The sequence below is a fragment of the Micromonospora sp. NPDC093244 genome, assembly GCF_040683695.1.
Taxonomy (GTDB): domain Bacteria; phylum Actinomycetota; class Actinomycetes; order Mycobacteriales; family Micromonosporaceae; genus Micromonospora.
Map to the genome: position 1 here is coordinate 1730531 of NZ_JBFBEO010000002.1, position 15553 is coordinate 1746083.

Consider the following 15553-nt stretch of genomic DNA (forward strand, 5'->3'; position numbering starts at 1 on the left):
TCCTTGGTCCGACTCCCCGTCACCGCTGGAGGATAGCCCCGGGTGCCCGGGCGGCTCTGGCCAACCGGTCAGCCGGGCAGCGCGGCCAGGTCGGCGAGCATCGTCAGCCGCTCGTCGGCGCTGAGCACGGTGTACGGCCCGGCGGCCCGGCGGTCGGTCTCGAGCTCGATGGCGAGCCGTTCGGGGCCGACCGGCAGCGCGGCGACGCTCGACGCGGTGTGCCCGGCGGCGGTCCAGGCGGCGGCGTGCGCGTCGGCCCGGTGGTGGCGCAGCGCGCCCAGGCGGTTGAGCAGCAGTACGCCCGGCCCGGTGCCGTCCGGCTCGTACGGGGGTGCCAGCGCGGTGAAGGCCGAGCCGTCCGGGGTGCCCGACTCGTCGGCAAGCACCAGGGCGTACGCCAGCACCCGGCCGAGTGACGCCACCAACCGCGCCACCCGCTCGTCGTGGCCCGCCCACAGTTCCTCGGTGACCTCGGCGTGCACCTGGTACAGCTCGGCGAGGAAGGCGGCACCCCGTTCGGTGGCGGAGAGCGCGCCGTCCGGCCGGCGGTGGATCATGCCGTGCGCCACGTGTTTGTCCATCGCGCGTCGGGCGCTGACCGGGTCGCCGTACCTGGTGATCGCCGCGAAACCCGGCCCGTCGACCGTGCCGCCAGGTGCGGCGAGCCGGGTGCGCAGGTCCACCAGGAAGCCGGTCGCGGTGGGCCCGCCGTACCGCTGGCTCAGTTCGGCGCCGCCGCCGTCGCGGCCGGCAAGCATGCCGGCGCGGAACGTCCGGTCCACGGCCGGCGTGAGCAGGCCGGCGAACCGGTGCGGCGTCAGCTCGACGGTGTTCACAGACCGATCGACCGCAGGACGGCGAAGCCCTCCTCCGCGATCCGCCGGATCAGGCCGTCGTTCACGTCGCGGTTCTCGTCGAGCATTGTCACCTCGTGCTCGGCGAGCCAGCGGTACTCGGTGTGCTTGCCCGCCTCCAGCCTCGGGTGGCCGAGGTCGCCGTCGACGCGTACGAGGAAGTCGTGTTCGGTCCGGGCCAGCCCGTCGTCGCCGACGTAGTGGTACTCGCCCACCTGCCCGAGGACGTGGGAGAGGACCCAGCCGGTCTCCTCGGTGATCTCCCGGGCCAGCGCGTCGTCGATCTCCTCGCCCGGCTCCAGGTGCCCACCGACGATGTCCCAGCAGTTGGGAAAGAGGCGCCGGTGTGGTGAGCGGCGCTGGAAGAAGATGCGGCCGTCGTGGTCGACGATCAGCGCGCCGGCACAGCGCAGGGGCTCGGTGGACACCGTTTGACAGTAGCGAGCGGTACGGCGTCGCGACGATGCCCGGTCTTGTCCCGGAAACATCCACAGACCACGATGTCGGTACCGAGTGCCCACCGTCCCAAAGGGGTGATGTGTGATGCAGGTACGGGAAGCCATGTCCAGCCAGGTCCTCGTCGTCGGTCCGGAGCACACGCTCCGCCAGGCGGCCCGGATGATGTCGGCCCGCGGTGTCGGGTCGGCTGTCGTGATCGACCCGGATTCCGAGGGAGTCGGGATCATGACCGAACGCGACGTGTTGAAGGCCATCGGCGCCGGCCTGGACTGCGACGTGGAACGCACAGGCGCCCACCTGACCTGGGACGTGGTCTACGCCGGGCCGGACTGGACGGTGGCCGAGGCGGCCGCCGCGATGGCCCGGGGCGGCTTCCGGCACCTGGTGGTCCTGGACGGCCGTGAGGTCGCCGGGGTGATCTCGGTGCGGGACATCATGCGGGTGTGGGCGGAGGACCAGGCGGTCGCCACCGGCTGACCGGGTGGTGTGCCGGGGCGGATCGACGGGTAGGTATCCCTCACGGGCATGGAGATGCCGTGGCCCGTGGGGGAGGGTCCGATGCGTGACGCGGAGCGCCTGGTCGAACAGCAGTACGCCATGCTCCTGCACCGGGACGTGGCCCGACTGCCGGATCTCTACGCCCCGGAGGCGTTCTACTCGATGCCGGGGGTGACGGTCCGGCCGATCGAGCTGCCCGCGCTCCTGCGCACCTGGACCGGCGCCTTCGCGGACCTGCGGGTCGATCCGCTGGGTTCGGTGCGTACGGGCGGCGGCGCGGCTGTGGAGGTGCGGTGGAGCGGCACCCACACCGGCACGCTGCACTCGCCGTTCGGCACCGTCGCGCCCACCGGCCTTCAGGTGAGCTGGGAGGTGGCCGAGATGGTGCGGGCCCGCCGGGGGCTGATCGTCTCCTGGCGGTCCTACTTCGACTGGAGCCAGCTCCTGGACGCGCTCGGCGTGCGGTTGGACGGGCTTTCCCGGGCTTCGCAGCACGACTCGCTCGCCCTTCCGGTCTGATCTGTCGCCGTCCGGCCAAGGCGGGTCACCCGACCCGGTGGCTCAGGATGCGGACATCGCCGTGCCGTCCGCGCGCCCCCCGCCGCCGCCCGTACGCTCAACATCCATGACCGCCGAGCAGCTGATCTCCTTCGCCCGTGGGGCTCCCTCGCTGGACATCGTCGATGTCGAGGGGCTCAAGGCCGCCGCCGTCCGCGCCTTCGACGCCGACCCCGCCGGCGTCACGGCGTACGGCACCTCCGTCGGCTACGTTCCGCTGCGCAGGTGGATCGCCGAGAAGCACGGAGTCGACGCCAACCAGGTGCTGGTGACGAACGGATCGCTCCAGGCCGACGCGTTCCTCTTCGACCACCTGGTCCGGCCGGGTGACGCGGTGGTGGTGGAACGCCCGACGTACGACCGGACGCTGCTCAACCTCCAGCGGATGGGCAGCGAGCTGCACGGCATCTCGGTCCAGCCCGACGGTCTGGACACGGCCGAGCTGCGCAAGTTGCTGGAGTCCGGGGTCCGTCCCCGGCTCGCGCACGTCATCCCGAACTACCAGAACCCGGCCGGCATGACGCTGTCGTTGGAGAAGCGGCGGGAGCTGCTCGACCTGGCCGCCGAGTACGAGTTCACGATCTTCGAGGACGACCCGTACGCGGACATCCGTTTCCGTGGCGAGGCGCTGCCGTCGATGCTCTCGCTGGACACCCGCAACGTGGTGGTGCACGCGTCGAGCTTCACCAAGACGGTCTGCCCGGGTGTGCGGGTCGGTTACCTGGTCGGCCCGGCCGATCTGATCGCCGACATCGCGAAGAACGCCACGAGCCTCTACATCTCGCCGGGCATGGTGTCCCAGGCGATCGTGCACCAGTTCTGCGTGTCGGGCGACATCGACAGGTCGATCGAGACCGTCCGGGCGGCGCTGGGCGAGCGCGCCCGGGTGCTCGCCGAGTCGCTGCGCCGGCACCTGCCGCAGGCCCGGTTCGTGGAGCCCGACGGTGGCTACTTCCTCTGGGTGGAGTTCCCGGAGGAAGTACTGGTCGACCGGCTCGCCCCGGCGGCGGCGGAGCGTGGCGTCGCGGTGGTGAAGGGCAGCGACTTCGTCCTGGACGGTGGGCGGCACGCGCTGAGGCTGGCGTTCTCGGCGGTGACCGCCGACCGCATCGACGAGGGGGTCCGTCGCCTCGCGGAAGCCGTCGAGGCGGTCCGTAGCTGAAATTCTGTCGGGTTCCCGACAGAACGACGATGCCGGCCGTCCCGGGACTCCCGCCCGGGCGGCCGGCGGCCCACAATGCTGCGAGCGTCACCGTCCGGCGCAGCGGAGGTCCGTCCGGCCATTCCACGCCAGGGTGACGCGTGCAGCACAACCCCCCGCCCCCACGGGCGCCGGGTGGGCCGTGTCGTCCCCGCACCCCCCGATGCGGCCCGGCCCGCCCGGCGCCGCCCCGAGCGACGGCCGTCACACGGGCCTCCGGCCGCGAGCGGCGTAGCCTGCAAGCCGCAGTCGAGCGCGGGGAGGTGACACGATGACAGATCGGACCGGGCAGGGCCGGACCACACCGTCGCACACCGGTCGGGTCCTCCGACCCAGGGCGTGGCCGTCCCCGGTACGCGCGATGACCCGCATCCTCAACGCCGACGGTTCGCCACCCGTGCCCACCCCCGCCGGCAGCGGGCGCAGTGGCGTGGTCGACTGCGCGCTCTACATCGACGGCAAGCGGCAGCCCGGCGACTGGGGGTACGCGGACGCGCTGGAGGCGGCCCGCCGGGAGGAGCACGGCTTCGTCTGGATCGGCCTGCACCAGCCGGAGCTGGCCGAGATGACAGCCATCGCGGAGACCTACGGCCTGCACGAGCTGGCCGTCGAGGACGCGGTGAAGGCCGAGCAGCGACCCAAGCTGGAGCGCTTCGGCGAGGTGAGCTTCCTGGTGCTGCGTACCGCCCGGTACTGCGAGCACACAGAGCTGACCGAGACCTCCGAGGTCGTGGAGACCGGCCAGGTGATGCTCTTCATCGGCCCGAACTTCCTGATCAGCGTCCGGCACGGGGACGCCTGCCGGCTCTCGCCTGTGCGCGCCGACCTGGAGACCAAGCAGGAGTTGCTGCTCCAGGGCCCGTGGGCGGTGGCGTACGGGGTGACCGACCGGGTGGTCGACCTCTACCTGGAGGTGGCCGAGCAGCTTGAGGACGACCTGGACCAGCTGGAGGCCGAGGTCTTCGACCGCAACAGCCACGGGCGCATCCAGCGGATCTACCAGATGAAGCGGGAGCTTGTGGAGTTCAAGCGGGCGGTGGTCCCGTTGCAGCGACCGCTGATGAACGTGACCTCGCAGGTCAACCGGGACGTGCCGAAGGAGATCCGCAAGTACTTCCGGGACGTGCAGGACCACCTGAGCCGCACGGTCGAGCAGGTCAACTCGTACGACGATCTGCTGAACTCGATCCTCCAGGCGCGGCTGGCCCAGGTCACAGTCGACCAGAACAACGACATGCGCAAGATCGCCGCGTGGGCGGCCATCGCCGCGTTCTGGACGGGGGTCGCCGGCATCTACGGCATGAACTTCGAGAACATGCCCGAGCTGAAGATGACGTACGGCTATCCGGTGGTGCTGGCCCTGATGCTCGGCGTCTCGCTGGCGTTGTACCGCTGGTTCCGGCGCAACGGCTGGCTCTGACACGCGAAGGCGCCGGCGAGGCGGGAATCCCGCGTCGCCGGCGCTCGATGCGCTGCCGCTGAGGTCAGCGGCGACCGTTGGTGCGGGCCGTGTCCTTGCCCAGCGCCTTGGTGAGGTCGTCGGCCGGACGGCCGGAGACGTCCGTGGCGCCCTCGGCGACGGCCGGGACCTTGTCGGTGGGACGGACACCCGTCGGCTTGGCCGTGCCGGTGGTGCTGGCGCTGTCGCCGCCGGCGACCGCCGAGCTGCCGGCACCGGTCATTCCGGAGATGGCGGAACCGTCGCTGCCCTTGGCGGTGGACGGGGTGCGGACCTCGATGGAGTCCACCTCGTCGCGCATCGGCTCCAGGGTGCGGGTCGGGTCGTACTCGGCCCACTCCTGCTGCTCCCGGCGGCGACGCAGGGCGACCGCGCCGGCCAGGCCGGCGATGGCACCCGCGGCCAGCAGGCCCGTCATCATCGAGCCGCGACGGCGCGGCTGCTTCTTCTTACCAGTGATCCGCATGGTCTTCGACTTGGCCTTCCTGGTCAGCGGCCCTGCCTGCGCGGCGCCGTCACGGGCCGCCGCGGCCAGCGGTGCCAACGTGGTGAGTGTCGTCCCCCAGCCGGTCGACGCGCGGTCACGCACCTTCATCGCGGCCGGTCCGACGTAGCCCCGGGCCACCTGGACCCGCGGGCTGACTGTCGCGCCGGCGCCCTTCGCGGCGTGGTTGGCTGCCTGCATCAGGTGGCTGATGCTCTGGTTCAGCTCGGCCTTGGCCAGCTGCCCCTGGGACTTACGCCGCCCGAATCCAAACACGGTCCTACCTCCTGGGAGTTGTTCCTTCGTCATCCTCCACCTTCGGATGCCTCCGCGATGCCAGATCGGGCACATGGGAGGATCCGCATGGAACTGACCAACGAGTGAGGAGTACCCGTGGCCGAGGCTGTCTACGCCACCCTGCACACCAACGCTGGCCCGATCCGGCTGGAGCTCTTCCCGAACCACGCTCCGAAGACGGTCCGCAACTTCATCGACCTGGCCGAGGGCAACCGGGAGTACACCGACCCGCGCACCGGTCAGCCGGGCAGTGGGCCGTACTACGACGGCACCATCTCGCACCGCGTGATCAGCGGCTTCATGATTCAGATGGGCGACCCGACCGGCACCGGCCGGGGCGGGCCGGGCTACAAGTTCGCCGACGAGTTCCACCCGGAGCTGCGCTTCGACCGGCCGTACCTGCTGGCCATGGCGAACGCCGGACCGGGCACCAACGGTTCGCAGTTCTTCATCACCGTGTCGCCGACGCCACACCTGAACAACAGGCACACGATCTTCGGGCAGGTCGCCGACGAGCAGTCGGTGAAGGTCGTCGACTCGATCGCGAGCACCCCGACCGGCCCGAGCGACCGTCCGTTGCAGGACGTCGTCATCGAGCGGGTCGAGATCGAGCGATCTGCCTCCTGACCGACAGGCGAGGTACCTTTGCTCGCATGATTGAGCGCTCCGGAGCACGGCCGGTGCCGGTGGACCGCGCGGTGGCGGACGGAGGGTCGGCCCGGTGAGTGAGTCCCCGCCGACCACCCCGGTCTGCTACCGGCACCCCGGTCGGGAGACCTACGTCAGGTGCACCCGCTGTGACCGGCCGATCTGTCCGGACTGCATGCGGGACGCGTCCGTCGGGCACCAGTGCCCGGAGTGCGTCAACGAGGGACGTCGCAGTGTGCGGCCGGCGCGTACCGCCTTCGGTGGCGGTGCCGCCGGCCGGCACGGCTACGTCACCAAGGCGATCATCGCGCTGAACGTGCTGCTCATGCTGCTGTCCATCGCCTCGGACCGGGGTGGGGACGCGGCGGTTGGCGGTTCCGGCTTCGGCGGGCTGATGGGTGGCAGCACCCCGCTGACCAACTGGGGTTCAGTGCTGGGGCTTGCGGTCTTCCCCGACGGCACGCTCGGTGGCATCGCCGACGGCGAGTGGTACCGGCTGGTCACCGCGATGTTCCTGCACTACGGCGTGATCCACCTGCTGCTGAACATGTGGGCGTTGTGGGTGCTCGGCCGGTCGTTGGAGGCCAACCTCGGGCCGCTGCGCTTCGGCGCGCTCTACCTGATCGCGGGCCTGGGCGGTAACGTCGCCGCCTACCTGTTCAGCGCACAGAACTCGGCCACGGCCGGCGCGTCGACGGCGGTCTTCGGCCTCTTCGCCGCGCTGATCATCATCGAACGCAAGCTGGGCCGGGACATCTCCCAGGTGATCCCGATCCTGGTGATCAACCTGGTGTTCACGCTGACCGTGCCGGGCATCTCCATTCCGGGTCACCTGGGTGGCCTGGCGGTCGGCGCGCTGATGGCGCTCGTGCTCGCGTACGCGCCACGTGGCCGGCGCACGTTGGTGCAGGTCGCGGGCGGTGTGGTCATCCTGCTGATCCTGCTCGCCCTGGTCCTTTTCCGGACGGCGCAACTGCTCGGCTGACAGGTCAGGGGTTCGGGCGGGCGGCACGCAGCTCGGCGGCGACCTCTTCCGGGTTGGCACCCAGGTCGTACCTGCCGAACAGGTGCAGGGAGTCGCCAGCGTCGATCTCCAGGGTCTCGCTGGTGAGGCCGAACCGGGGTCGGCGGTCCACGGCGATCGCCTCGACCGCCGACCAGGGCAGCAGCCGCCGGCCGGCGAAGCCCCGGATGACTGTGAGGCCGTCGGGGGCCACGGCCAACCGGACCGGCGCGACCAGGTCGCGTACCGCCCAGCCGGCCACCGCGGCGGCGGCCAGGGCGGCCACGGCCACCCGCACCGGGTCGCCGTCGGCGAAGAGCAGCCCGAGCGCGACGAGCAGGACCGCGCCGGCCAGCTTCGCCGCCGGCAGGCCCGCCGGCACCCGCCATTGCCGGACCGTGGAAATCTCCTCCATGCGCCCAGCATGCCCGGGTGCGGACGACCGGTCCACCGACGACGTAGGATCGGGGCACCCAAGTTACCGAGGGGTAAACATGAGTGACGCGGTAATCGTCGGCGCGGTACGCACCCCGGTCGGGCGGCGCAAGGGCAGTCTCGCGGGCGTCCACCCGGTCGACCTCTCGGCGCACGTGCTGCGCGCCCTCGCCGAACGCACCGGGCTCGACCCGGCGCAGGTCGACGACGTCTTCTGGGGCTGTGTGTCCCAGGTGGGCGAGCAGTCCTGGAACATCGCCCGCAACGCGGTGCTCGCGGCCGGCTGGCCGGAGACCGTTCCCGGCACCACAGTGGACCGGCAGTGCGGTTCCAGCCAGCAGGCGCTGCACTTCGCCGCCGCCACAGTCCTCTCCGGCCAGGCCGACCTCGTGGTCGCCGGCGGGGTGGAGTCGATGACCCGGGTGCCGATGGGTTCCAGCGTGGCCGGCGGGATGCCGTTCAGCGACCAGATCCGCGACCGCTACCGGGGTGTGGAGGGCTTCGCCGACGACGCGCCGCTGCCGTTCAACCAGGGCGTCGGCGCCGAGCTGATCGCCCGCCGCTGGCGCTTCTCGCGTACCCAGCTGGACGAGTACGCGCTTGCCAGCCACGAGAAGGCCGCCGCCGCGCAGGACGCCGGGGCGTTCGACCCGGAGCTGGCACCGGTACCGCTCGGCGACGGCGGCAAGTTCGCCGCCGACGAGGGCATCCGTCGCGACACCTCGTTGGAGAAGCTCGGCGAGCTGGCCACCCCGTTCCGCGCCGACGGCGTGGTGACGGCCGGTTCGGCGTCCCAGATCTCCGACGGCGCCGCCGCCCTCGCGGTGACCACCTCCGAGTGGGCCAGCCGGCACGGCCTGCGCCCGCTGGCCCGCATCCACACCGCAGTGGTCGCCGCCGACGACCCGGTCACCATGCTCACCGCGCCCATCCCGGCCACCGCGAAGGCGCTGCGCCGCGCGGGGCTGGGCATCGAGGAGATCGGGGTGTACGAGGTGAACGAGGCGTTCGCCCCGGTGCCGCTGGCCTGGTTGGCGGAGACCGAGGCGGACCCGGAGCGGCTGAACCCGCGCGGCGGCGCGATCGCCCTCGGGCACCCGCTCGGCGGCTCCGGCGCCCGGATCATGACGACGATGCTCCAGCACATGCGCGACAACGAGATCCGCTACGGGCTCCAGACCATGTGCGAGGGCGGCGGCATGGCCAACGCCACGATCGTCGAGCTGGTCTGAGGAAAACGTCTCGCCGGACCCGGCCGGGCCGCCTAGGGTCCCCTTCGTGACGACGATCGATCGCGCCCCCGAGAGTTCCTGCGAGGAGTGGCGGACGCGGGCCCGGCTCTGGGTCGACGAGCAGCTGACCCGGGTCGGCCGGCGGGTGACCGGGCCTGTCGAACCCCGGGTACGCCCCTGGTCGCTGGTGTGGCGGGTGCCCACTGACGACGGCCCGGTCTGGTTCAAGGCGAACAATCCGGGGACGGTGCACGAGGCGTTCCTGATCTCGGCGCTCGCCGAGCTGACGCCCGACCGGGTGCTGACCCCGATCGCGGTGGACCCGGAGCAGGGCTGGTCACTGCTGCCTGACGGCGGGGAGTCGTTGCGTGACGTGCTGGCGCGCGACCCCGACCCGGCGCACTGGGAGCGGGCGCTGCCCGGGTACGCGGCACTGCAACTGGCGAGCGCGTCGCGCGTCGACGGGCTGGTCGCCGGCGGCGTGCCGGACCACCGACCCGAGGTGTTGGCCGGTCTGTTCGCCGAACTGCTCGACGACCACGGGTCGCTGCTGATCGGAGCCGAGGGCGGGCTCACCCCCGACCAGCACGAGCGGCTGCGCGCCGAGGTGCCGTCGTACGCCGAGCGGTGCCGGCGGCTCGCCGACATCGGCATTCCGGCCACCGTGCAGCACGACGACCTGCACGACGGCAACGTCTTCGCCGGCGACGCCGGCTACCGCTTCTTCGACTGGGGTGACGCCTCGGTGGCGCACCCGTTCGGCACGCTGCTGGTGACCCTGCGTTCCATCCGGTACGCCAGCAGCCTGTCGGCCGATGACGCCCAGTTGACGCGGCTGCGCGACGCGTACCTGGAGGCGTGGACCGACAGGTACGACCGCCGTACCCTGGTCGAGGCCGCCGACCTCGCGATCGGCCTGGCCCCGGTCAGCCGGTCGCTCTCCTGGCGGCGGGCGTTGGACACCGTGGACGAGTCCCGCACCGACTACGCCGACGCGGTGCCGGGATGGCTCGAGGAGTTGTTCGCGGGCGATCCGCTCCGGTCCGACGCCTGACCATGATCTGTCCCGGTCGGAAGTCGGACAGCCAGTGCGACAGGCCGCGTGGAACTTCCAAAAAGTAGGCGTGACCCACGTCACCCCGCCGGGGGGCGTCGTTGGGCAGGTCATGGACGTCTTCTCCCGAACGTTCCTCCCGGCCGCCGCCGAGGCCGGCCTGGCAGTGCAGACCCTCAGCCGGCACATGCCTGTCTTCCGTCGCTGCGTCGGCTCCGGTGACGCCACCATCCTGGTCACCAGGTGCAGCCGCCCCGACCGCCCGGTCACCGGCGACTATCTTCTGCTGCTCACCCATCGGCGGCTGGTGGTGACCCAGCAGACCCGCCTGCTGCACCGGCTGCGCCTGCACCTCAACACCGAGCTGCGCGAGCTGAGCAACGTCACCTGGAGCCCCGACCCGCGGCTGCACTCGGTCGAGCTGGCCGCCACCGCGATCGACGGGATCCGGGAACGGTTCCTGATCCGTACGGCCCACCCGAAGCGGGTGTGGCAGCTCGACGCGCTGCTGAACCACGCATTCCGGACCCGCCTGCGGACACCCCGCGAGCGGGTCGTCGCGACGATCAGCGACACACCGGCGACCGCCCGAGCGGGCGTGTTCCGTCCCGCCGTGGCGCGCTGACGCCACACCGCGCGGGCCTTTACCAAACTCGAACACGTACCGATCGCGTCGACGCGACGGGTCGGCAATCATGGGCCGGTGACAGTCGACCCGCCGCACCGCGGGCTCGTCCTCGTGGTCGAGGACGAGCCGGCCATCGCCGACCTGGTCCGGCTGTACCTCACCAGGGACGGGTTCGGCGTACACCTGGAGCGTGACGGCGCGGCCGGCCTGTCCGCCGCCCGCCGGCTGCGCCCGGTGGCCTGCGTCCTGGACATCGCCCTGCCCGGCCTGCCTGGCACGGAGATCTGCCGGCGGCTGCGGGAGGCCGGCGACTGGACGCCTGTCATCTTCCTCACCGCCCGCGACGACGAGGTCGACCGGATCGTCGGCCTGGAGTTGGGCGCCGACGACTACGTGACCAAGCCGTTCAGCCCCCGTGAGCTGGTCGCCCGGGTGCGTGCGGTGCTGCGCCGCTCGGCCGGCGGCCCGGAGGGCGCGGACCGGCAGCGCGTCGTCGGCCCGGTGACCCTCGACCCGGCCCGCCGGACGGTCACCGCCGACGGCGCGCCGGTGCAGCTCACCTCCACCGAGTTCGACCTGCTGGCGCATCTGATGGCCCGGCCCGGGCGGGTCTTCACCCGTGAGGAGCTGCTGGCCGGGGTGTGGGGTTACGCGGCGCACGCCGGCACCCGCACCGTCGACGTGCACGTCGCCCAGGTACGCGCGAAGCTCGGCCCGGCGAGTGTCATCCGGACCCATCGCGGCGTGGGGTACGCCGTCGATGCCTGAGCACCAGGTACGCGTCGCCTCGCCGGCCCCTCTGCGCCGATCTTGCGCTTTCTGTCGCCCTTTCGCGAGGTTCATCCCTTTTGCACAGGCAGGAAGTGCAAGATCGGCGAGGTCTGCCGGGGCCGTGCCGCGGCGCAGCCGGTTCGGCCGGACGCTCACCGCCCGGGCGGTGCTTGTCGCCTGCGCTGTGGCGCTGGTGTCGGTGCTGGTCACCGCGATCGTGGCGGTGCCGTTGGCGATCCGTGGCGCCGAGCGCCGTGACCAGGAGGCGCTCGCCGCACAGGCCCGGCTCGCCGCCGAGGTGCTGCGGACCCGGTTGGACCGTGGTCGTACGGCCGACGAGGAGCGGCTCATCCAGCAACTCCGCAACCAGGGCATCGACGCGTACCTGATCCGGCGTGGGGCGGTCGACCGCCCGGGGCTGCCGCCCCGGGTGGTGCAGCGGATCGAGCAGGGGCGCAACGTGTCGGCCCGCCGCGCGGTCAACGGCCGGCGTGCCCTGGTCGAGGGTCGGGCGCTGCCGGGCGGCAACGGAGTGGTGCTCTCCCGCTCGTCGGCGAACGGGCTGTGGGCACAGGTGCTGCGCAGCCTCTGGCTGCCGCTGCTGGCGGGGCTGGCCGCCGGTGTGGTGGCCGGTCTCCTGCTGGCCCGCCGCCTGGCCCGCCCGATCCGCGTCGCGGCGACCGCCGCCGCCCGGCTGCGCGCCGGTGACCGCGCGGTGCGGGTACCGGTCGAGCCGCCGGACGAGGTCGCCGACCTGGCCGAGGCGTTGAACGGCCTGGCCGCAGCCCTGGCCACCAGCGAGGGCCGGCAGCGGGAGTTCCTGCTCTCCGTCTCGCACGAGCTGCGGACGCCGCTGACCGCGATCCGGGGGTACGCGGAGGCGCTCTCCGACGGGGTGCTCGGCGCGGACGACACGGTCGACACCGGCCGGACGATGCTTGCCGAGGCGCAACACCTGGACCGGCTGATCGGTGACCTGCTGGCGCTGGCCCGGCTGGAGGCCGCCGACTTTCCCCTCGAACCGGTGTCGGTGGACCTGACCCGGCTGGCCGTGGACGCCGAGCCGACCTGGGCCGGCCGGTGCGCGGCGGTGGGCGTGGCGTTCCGGGTGGAGACGCCGGGTCAGCCGGTGCCCGCGTACACCGATCCGGGTCGGATCCGGCAGGTGGTGGACGGGCTGCTGGAGAACGCGCTGCGGGTCGTACCCCCTGGTGCGCCTGTGGTGCTCGCGGTCCGGCCGGCCGGTGCGGGCCCGGCCGCCGGCGGTGTGTTGGAGGTCCGCGACGGCGGACCCGGCTTCACCGACGACGACCTGGCGGTGGCGTTCGAGCGGGGCGCGCTGCACGAGCGTTACCGGGGGGTGCGCAAGGTGGGCAGCGGGCTCGGGTTGGCGCTGGCCGCCGGGTTGGTGCGTCGACTCGGCGGGGAGATCGTCGCCGGCCACGCCCCGGAGGGTGGCGCGGCCTTCACGGTCCGGCTGCCCGGTGATCCTTACCTGGCCCGAACATCGGCCTGACGCTCCGCTCGTGGACCGGGGGAAGGCTGAGGACTCCACGGACGAGAGGAACAGTCATGCCACGTTGGGGTTTCGCCACAGGCACCACGGCCCTGCTCGCGGCGGTCGCGCTCGGCGTCAGCGGCTGCGGTGCGGCCGAGGTGGCCAGCCAGCCCGCCCGGGACGCCGCCGTCGACGTCGCCGCGGCGATGGGGGTGGAGGGTCAGGCGTTGGCCGCGATGGGTTTCGACGCCGACGAGCTTGACGTGCGGACCGTCGCCGCGCCGGCCACCCCGACGCCCGGCGCCTCCCCCACCGCAGCAGGACAAGGCCAAGCAGAAGCGGGGCGAGGAGTGGCGCAAGCGCCGCCAGGCCCGCGTGCTGCTGCGCAGGAACACCCTGCACGGTGAGGCAGTGGTGAAGACGAAGGACGGCGGTACGCAGACCGTCGCCGTGCAGCGTGGTGAGGTGACCGCGATCGACGGCGACTCGATGACTGTCAAGTCCACCGACGGCTTCACCGTGACCTGGACCTTCGGCGACGACCTGCGGGTCGTCGAGCATCGGGCCACCGTGCGGGTCAGCGACGTCAAGGTCGGTACGACGCTCGGCGTCGCCGGGGCGAAGGACGGCGACAAGGGCGCGGCCCGGCTCATCCTCATCCCCCGCGCCAAGTGAGAAAGGGGGCCCTGGCCGGTGCCAGGGCCCCCTTTTCGCGTCAGTAGACGCGCGAGCCGATGAAGTCGTCGTGACCGTAGCCGACCGGGTTGGCGGCGGTACGGGCCTCGAACGACCACTGCTGCCGGGTGCTGCTGGAGCATGCGGCCAACCGCAGCCGGGGAGTGCCCGACGACGGGTTGTCGAACGCCACGCAGAGGGTGCTGGCGCTCACCGGCTTGAGTTGGTTGCCGGCGAAGGCGAACTGCTGGGCGGGAGTGCCGTTGCAGTCGTAGATGTTGACAGCCGTGCCCGCCGTCATCGATCCGCCGGCCACGTCGAGGCAGCGGTCGTGGGACAGTTCCGAGTGCAGTGACCGCCTGGTCGAGTCGTACCAGAAGCCCTGGTTGCGCCCGCCGTGGCAGCCGTACGACTGTTGGGCGGTGCCGTTGCGGGAGTCGTAGCCATTGCCGTCGACGCAGGTGTTGGTAGCCAGGTTGCGTACCTGCTTGAACTGCATCAGACCGGAGTAGAGCACGCCGGCGCCGGTGCTGGCCGGGTCGACACAGGTGGCCTGCTGCTGTTCCGAGTTCCAGAACTGGGTGATGCACTGGGCGAACATGCCGTGGCCCCGGGCGTTGGGGTGGAACGACTGCCGTGCGGCGTTCTCGTTCCAGATCCCGACCTCGATGTTGAGGCCGCGGACCGAGGTGTTGTCGGTGCACACCTCGTGGCCGTGGAAGAGTCGGCTGGCGTCCAGGTAGCGGGTGCCGGTCTGGGAGGCCGCAGCGCGCAGCGCCGACTCGAACAGGGGCACCGCCTTGTTCCTGGCGAACGCGGCGTCGGCGAGATAGAGCAGGCAGCCGCCCGAGTACCAGCCCGGGAAGTTCGGGTTGTCCTCCACGTCCGGGCTGGCCGGGCTCGGGTACGACATGAGCACCAGCTCGTAGTCGGTACGCAGGTAGCCGGCTCTGGTCATGGTCTGCCGGATGTCGGTGAGGGCGTCGGCAACCGCCCGGCGACTGCCGTCGGTGCGGATCGTCCACTGGTCGGTGTAGTCGGGGTAGCAGTTGCCCTGGAGGAAGACCCGGCTGATCGCGCAGTCGGTGGCGACCGGGCCGAACTGGATGGTGCCGTCGCCGTTCGCGCCGACGACGACCCAGATCAGCTTCACGTGCGTGTTGCGGGCCTTGATCCCCAGGTAGTCGCCCTGGTTGAGTTCGTTGTGCTGGGTGGGGCCGCCGGCGATCAGGTTCCACGGTGTCGCGCCGGAGCAGGCGATGTTGTAGCGCGCGTCCGACGGGATGCCGGTGCGGAACACCGCCTGGTCGTACGAGCGGTCGCACCAGTTGCCGTCCTGGTGGGTGCCGGGCACGTAGTTGCCGACCCCCTCCCCGGAGATCTGGCTGTCACCCATGGTGATCAGGGAGGTACGCCGTTGCTCGATTGGGCGGATCGCCGGGCTGCCGTAGAGGGCGGTGGCCTCGGCGGCCCGGACCGCTTCGAGGTTGGCGGGGAGTGGTTGGACGGCTGGTCGGTCGGCGGCGGCAGCGGGGGCTGCCGGTCCGACGAGCATCGGCAGGACGAGAGCGGCGACGGCGACGGCGACGGTGATGGCCCGCCGTCGGGTCGCGCGTCCGGGCCTGGCGGGGGTAACAGGCATCGACGCACTCCTTTCGGCTCAATCGCGGGACGTCGATTGAGTTACCAGACGGTAACGTGCCGATCAACGGATGTGAATGCGCTTCGGATCCTTGCGCGCGGGATGCGGAACCGCCCGGATCAGACGATCCGGGCGGCGCGGCGGTGTCTTCCTGTCG

At 71.8% G+C, this 15553-nt stretch carries 16 protein-coding genes and 1 pseudogene; 12 read left to right on the forward strand and 5 right to left on the reverse strand.

What is annotated here, in order from left to right; genetic code table 11:
* Positions 1–68: 68 nt before the first annotated feature.
* Positions 69–836 (reverse strand): hypothetical protein, encoded by a 768-nt coding sequence (locus AB0N27_RS18335; protein ID WP_364370442.1) that lies wholly within the window; start codon positions 834–836, stop codon positions 69–71.
* Entirely contained in the window at positions 833–1282 is a 450-nt protein-coding gene (locus tag AB0N27_RS18340) for an NUDIX domain-containing protein (protein ID WP_364370445.1), read from the reverse strand. The genes AB0N27_RS18335 and AB0N27_RS18340 overlap by 4 nt, the downstream gene beginning before the upstream one ends.
* 115 nt (positions 1283–1397) lie before the next feature.
* Here AB0N27_RS18340 and AB0N27_RS18345 point away from each other — a divergent pair, with 115 nt between their 5' ends.
* The 4 genes from AB0N27_RS18345 to corA all read left to right on the forward strand — a co-directional run bounded on the left by AB0N27_RS18345 (position 1398) and on the right by corA (position 4990).
* On the forward strand, positions 1398–1790 hold the full coding sequence (locus AB0N27_RS18345; RefSeq protein WP_364370448.1) for a CBS domain-containing protein: 393 nt from the start codon (positions 1398–1400) through the stop codon (positions 1788–1790).
* Positions 1791–1871: 81 nt separating this feature from the next.
* Complete coding sequence (locus tag AB0N27_RS18350) at positions 1872–2330, forward strand: ester cyclase (protein ID WP_364370451.1); 459 nt, start codon at positions 1872–1874, stop codon at positions 2328–2330.
* A gap of 106 nt (positions 2331–2436) precedes the next feature.
* Complete coding sequence (locus tag AB0N27_RS18355) at positions 2437–3531, forward strand: PLP-dependent aminotransferase family protein (RefSeq protein ID WP_364370454.1); 1095 nt, start codon at positions 2437–2439, stop codon at positions 3529–3531.
* A gap of 310 nt (positions 3532–3841) precedes the next feature.
* Positions 3842–4990, forward strand: coding sequence for a magnesium/cobalt transporter CorA (gene corA, locus AB0N27_RS18360; protein WP_364370458.1), 1149 nt, complete (start codon positions 3842–3844; stop codon positions 4988–4990).
* Between the two features lie 64 nt (positions 4991–5054).
* Here the strand turns inward: corA and AB0N27_RS18365 are convergent, their stop codons facing one another.
* Positions 5055–5822, reverse strand: a complete 768-nt coding sequence (locus tag AB0N27_RS18365) for a hypothetical protein (RefSeq protein ID WP_364370461.1) — start codon at positions 5820–5822, stop codon at positions 5055–5057.
* An 84-nt stretch (positions 5823–5906) separates the two neighbouring features.
* Between AB0N27_RS18365 and AB0N27_RS18370 the strand changes: the two genes are divergently transcribed.
* Positions 5907–6437, forward strand: a complete 531-nt coding sequence (locus AB0N27_RS18370; RefSeq protein ID WP_364370464.1) for a peptidylprolyl isomerase — start codon at positions 5907–5909, stop codon at positions 6435–6437.
* A gap of 94 nt (positions 6438–6531) precedes the next feature.
* On the forward strand, positions 6532–7443 hold the full coding sequence (locus tag AB0N27_RS18375; protein WP_364370467.1) for a rhomboid family intramembrane serine protease: 912 nt from the start codon (positions 6532–6534) through the stop codon (positions 7441–7443).
* 4 nt (positions 7444–7447) lie between these two features.
* Here AB0N27_RS18375 and AB0N27_RS18380 read toward each other — a convergent pair whose 3' ends face one another.
* Positions 7448–7876, reverse strand: coding sequence for a PH domain-containing protein (locus tag AB0N27_RS18380; RefSeq protein WP_364370470.1), 429 nt, complete (start codon positions 7874–7876; stop codon positions 7448–7450).
* Positions 7877–7955: 79 nt separating this feature from the next.
* Here AB0N27_RS18380 and AB0N27_RS18385 point away from each other — a divergent pair, with 79 nt between their 5' ends.
* The 6 genes and pseudogenes from AB0N27_RS18385 to AB0N27_RS18410 all read left to right on the forward strand — a co-directional run bounded on the left by AB0N27_RS18385 (position 7956) and on the right by AB0N27_RS18410 (position 13754).
* Entirely contained in the window at positions 7956–9128 is a 1173-nt protein-coding gene (locus AB0N27_RS18385; protein WP_364370473.1) for an acetyl-CoA C-acyltransferase, read from the forward strand.
* 46 nt (positions 9129–9174) lie between these two features.
* Positions 9175–10182, forward strand: coding sequence for a phosphotransferase (locus tag AB0N27_RS18390; protein WP_364370476.1), 1008 nt, complete (start codon positions 9175–9177; stop codon positions 10180–10182).
* 112 nt (positions 10183–10294) lie between these two features.
* Positions 10295–10807, forward strand: coding sequence for a hypothetical protein (locus AB0N27_RS18395; protein ID WP_364370844.1), 513 nt, complete (start codon positions 10295–10297; stop codon positions 10805–10807).
* Between the two features lie 78 nt (positions 10808–10885).
* Positions 10886–11578, forward strand: a complete 693-nt coding sequence (locus tag AB0N27_RS18400; RefSeq protein WP_364370479.1) for a response regulator transcription factor — start codon at positions 10886–10888, stop codon at positions 11576–11578.
* Positions 11579–11702: 124 nt separating this feature from the next.
* Positions 11703–13097: a HAMP domain-containing sensor histidine kinase gene (locus AB0N27_RS18405; protein ID WP_364370482.1), complete on the forward strand. Its 1395-nt coding sequence runs from the start codon at positions 11703–11705 to the stop codon at positions 13095–13097.
* A gap of 56 nt (positions 13098–13153) precedes the next feature.
* A pseudogene (locus AB0N27_RS18410) lies at positions 13154–13754 on the forward strand (hypothetical protein).
* A 40-nt stretch (positions 13755–13794) separates the two neighbouring features.
* Here AB0N27_RS18410 and AB0N27_RS18415 read toward each other — a convergent pair.
* On the reverse strand, positions 13795–15396 hold the full coding sequence (locus AB0N27_RS18415; protein ID WP_364370485.1) for a ricin-type beta-trefoil lectin domain protein: 1602 nt from the start codon (positions 15394–15396) through the stop codon (positions 13795–13797).
* Between the last annotated feature and the right edge of the window lie 157 nt (positions 15397–15553).